This window comes from Nocardiopsis mangrovi (assembly GCF_042653925.1).
Taxonomy (GTDB): Bacteria; Actinomycetota; Actinomycetes; order Streptosporangiales; family Streptosporangiaceae; genus Nocardiopsis_B; species Nocardiopsis_B mangrovi.
The window spans coordinates 1-4,181 of record NZ_JBHSFQ010000074.1; the positions used below are offsets into that span (position 1 = coordinate 1).

Consider the following 4,181-nt stretch of genomic DNA (forward strand, 5'->3'; position numbering starts at 1 on the left):
CGGTATGCGGAGCCAACGCCTCCGCACACGCCTCGATCCCCTCACGAAAGACCGGCGACGCCTCCAACAGCCCCGACGCCATCCCCGCCCACTGCGCCCCCTGCCCCGGAAACACGAACACCGGCCCACCCGCAACCGCCTCACCACACACCACCCGCGGATGCTCCACACCACCCGCCACCGCACCCAACCCCGCAACAAGACCACCCCCACCCGGCAACACCGCGGCACGATGGGCGAAGTGGGTGCGGGTCGTGGCCAGCGCCGCGGCGATCCCCTCGGGTGCGCCGGCGTCCCCCACATGGTCCGCGAGACGGCGAGCCTGTTCCCGAAGCGCCTGCTCACTGCGCCCCGAGAGCAGCCACGGCTGCGCGGCGGGAAGCGGTCCAAGGGGCGATGCGAAGCCGGCCGCCCCCGACCCCGTTGTCAGGGGCAGGGCTGAGGGCCCCGTGGTCGGCCCGGCGTCCACGAACACCGTGCGGCGCCCCTCACCCGCTCCCGGTACTGCCCCGTCCCCGGCCCGGGACACGACGTTGTCGTGCGAGACCGCGACGTCGTCCTCGCCGGATCCCGCCGTCACGGTCCGGGCCGGGCCGTCCTCCCCCCGCGTCCGGGCCGGATCCGATCCCGTCCGCGCCCCGGCGGATCGCTCAGGGCCCGCGGCCGGGACGGGCTCCGAGGAGCCGTCCGCCGGTTGCGGTGACGGTCCCGAGTCCTCCGCCACCGCCCGGGGCGAGGTCCACTCGCCCCTACCGGTCGTGGTGGACGGCGCCGGAGGCTCGGTCCCGCCCGTTACCGCGATACCCGCCCCCTCGATACCGGCCGAGGGCGACACCGGAGGCACGCTCGCGCCCGTACCCGAGAGACCCGCCCCTGGCCCGTCGGCACCGGTCCTCTCCCGCGAGCCGGTCGAAGACGGCGCCGGAGGCACCTCTCCGTCCACGCCCGCGCGACCTGGTTCCGGCCGGTCGGCACCGATCCCTCCCCGCAAGCCGCCCGTGGTCGGCGGCGCCGGTGGCGCGGTACCGCCGCCCGTAGCCGCGGGATCCGGCTCCGGCTGATCGACGGCGGTCCCCTCCTGGGGTGTGCTCGCCGAGTGGGCGGACGGGGCGGGGGCCGCGGTGGGGGTGGCCGGAGCGGGGGAGGCTGAGGCCGCCCGATCCGCGGGTGGGGTGAAGGAGGCCCTCCGATCGGTGGTCAGGGCGGTGTCCGGCGGGACGGCTGCCGCGGATCCTGTCACGGGCTCCGGCCGGGGTGCCTGTTCCAGGATGGCGTGGGCGTTGGTGCCGCTGACGCCGAACGACGAGACGGCCGCCCGGCGCGGGCGGCCGGTGTCGGGCCAGGACCGCGACTCGGTGAGCAGGCCGACCGCGCCCGCCGACCAGTCCACGTGCGGCGACGGCCGGTCCACGTGCAGGGTCGCGGGCAGGACGCCGTGCCGCAGGGCCAGCACCGACTTGATGACCCCGGCCACCCCCGCCGCCGGCCCCGCGTGGCCGATGTTGGACTTGAGCGAGCCCAGCAACACCGGCCGGGTCCGCGGACGGCCCTGGCCGTAGGTGGCGAGCACGGCGCGCGCCTCGATCGGGTCGCCGAGCGTGGTGCCCGTCCCGTGCGCCTCGACCGCGTCGACGTCGCCCGGCTCCAAGCGGGCGTCGGCGAGCGCCTGCCGGATGACCCGTTCCTGCGCCGGACCGCTCGGCGCGGTCATGCCGCTGCTCGCCCCGTCCTGGTTGACCGCCGTGCCCCGGATGACCGCCAGGATCCGGCGCCCGTTGCGCCGGGCGTCCGACAGCCGCTCCAGCACCAGTACCCCCGCGCCCTCCGCCCACGCGGTGCCGTCGGCCGCCGCGGCGAACGCCTTGCAGCGGCCGTCTGCGGCCAGCCCCCGCTGGCGGCTGAAGGAGGTCCACACGCCGGGCCCGGAGGCGATCATGACGCCTCCCGCCAGCGCGAGCGAGCAGTCGTCGGCGCGCAGCGACCGGCACGCCAGGTGGATCGCCACCAGCGACGACGAGCACGCGGTGTCGACCGGCACCGCCGGTCCCTCCAGGCCGAGTGTGTAGGCGACCCGGCCGGCGGCGACGGCGGGCATGAGGCCGGTCAGGAGATACGCCTCCATGCCGTCGCGGGCCTCGGACATGCGCGGCCCGTACTCCTGGGCGGTCATCCCGGTGAACACCCCGGTCCGGCTGCCCCGCAGCCCGTCCGGCACGATCCCCGCCCGCTCCAGCGCCTCCCACGACACCTCCAGCAGCACCCGCTGCTGGGGGTCCATCGCCAGCGCCTCACGCGGACCGATCCCGAAGAAGCCCGCGTCGAACCCGCCCGCGTCGTCCAGGAAGTGGCCCCGCCGCACATACGTGGTCCCCGGGGTCTCGGGATCGGGATCGAACAGCCCGTCCAGGTCCCACCCGCGGTCGCCGGGGAAGTCGCCGACGGACTCCCTCCCGGCGGCCACCAGGTCCCACAGGTCCTCCGGGGAGCGCACGCCCCCGGGGAGCCGGCAGGCCATCCCCACCACGGCGATCGGCTCGTGCGCGCGCTCGGTCAGCTCCCCGATGCGCCCCCGCGCGCGGCGCAGGTCGGTCGTCATCTGCTTGAGCAGGCCGCGGAACTTCTCCTCGTTCGTCATGTCCCCACTCCCCGTCCCCGGGCCCGGATTCGCTGCTGCGAGGGTCACGAGATCCCGAACTCCTCGCAGATGAGGTCGAACAGCTCGTCGTCCGACGCGTCACGGACATCGCGATCGGCACCGGGCGCGCCACCGGCATCCGAGCCCGCTTCGGACGCGCCGCGGACGCCGCCGGCGGCGTCGGCGGCACCGTCGGCGGAGGACGCGCGGGACGCGTCCGCCGGGTCGTGGTCCGCCACGATCCGGCGCAACCGCTCCACCGTCCGCGCGCGCTCCTCCTCGTCCATGTCCGGTGCGGACAGCGCGGCCTCCAGCCTGTCCAGATCGGCGGGGATGCCGGAGGCGTCCGCCACGTCGGCCAGCAGTTCCCCGATCCGCTCGGCCAGCGCGACGGGGGTGGCGTGCTCGAAGACCGCGGTCGTGGGCAGCCGCAGCCCGGTCGCGGCGTTGATCCGGTCGCGCAGGCGCATGGCGGTCAGCGAGTCCACGCCGGCGTCCATGAACCCGCGCCGGGGCTCGACGTCGGCGGCGCCCGCGTGCCCTAGGGCGCGGGCGGTGTGGTCGCGCACCAGTTCCAGCAGCACGGCCTCGCGTTCGACCGGGGCCAGCGCCTCCACTGCGGCCCGCAGCCGCGCACCGCTGTCCGCCCCCGAGGTCCCCTCGTCGAGCGGGGCGTCCCCGTCCGACGGTGCGGACACGGGAACGGATCCCCCCTCCCCCACCCGCCCGGGGTCCAGCCAGTAGCGGCGGTGCTGGAAGGCATAGGTCGGCAGGTCGACGCGCGCGGCGGAACCCCGATAGACCGCCGCCCAGTCGACGTCCACCCCGGCGACGTGCGCCTCGGCGAGAGCGGTCAGGAACCGGTCCGCGCCCCCCTCCTCTCGGCGGAGGGTTCCCAGAACGGCGGCGCCGGGCACGCCGGAGGCGTCCTCCACCGTCTGCCGGAGCCCCAGCGCGAGCACGGGATGCGGGGAGATCTCGATGAAGGCCGTGTGCCCCCGGCCGTGGAGGCCGCGCACCGCCCGCTCGAAGAGGACGGGGCGCCGCAGGTTGTCGAACCAGTACCCCGCGCCCAGGGCGGTGCCGTCCTCACGCTCGCCCGTGACCGAGGAGTGAAAGGCGATCTCCCCGCGCCCGGGCCGCAGCCCGGCCAGCTCCTCCAGCATCGGCGCGCGCAGCGCGTCGACGCGCGGAGAGTGCGCGGCATAGCCGACCGAGACCCACCGCGCGTGCACGCCATCGGCGGCGCACGCCGCTTCCACCTCGGCGAGCGCACCGCGCTCACCCGAGACCACAACGGAGGCCGGGCCGTTGACGGCCGCGATCCCCACCCGCCCGGCCCACCTGCTCGCCAGCAGGTCCGCCGTCCGAGCCTCGGGAAGCGCGACCGCCAGCATGCCGCCGTCCCCGGCCAGCCCCGCGATCAGTCGGCTGCGCACCGCGATCAACCGCGCCGCGTCCTCCAACGACAACACCCCCGCGACACACGCCGCGGCGACCTCCCCCTGCGAATGCCCCACCACCGCCACCGGACGCACACCACACG

At 76.2% G+C, this 4,181-nt stretch carries 2 protein-coding genes; both read right to left on the reverse strand.

Going from position 1 to position 4,181, the window contains the following annotated elements; genetic code table 11:
* The coding region (locus ACFO4E_RS29950) for a beta-ketoacyl synthase N-terminal-like domain-containing protein (RefSeq protein ID WP_378580664.1) at positions 1-2,635 on the reverse strand (2,635 nt) is incomplete at its 3' end.
* Positions 2,636-2,679: 44 nt separating this feature from the next.
* Positions 2,680-4,181: acyltransferase domain-containing protein (locus ACFO4E_RS29955; RefSeq protein ID WP_378580667.1), on the reverse strand; the 1,502-nt coding region annotated here is incomplete at its 5' end.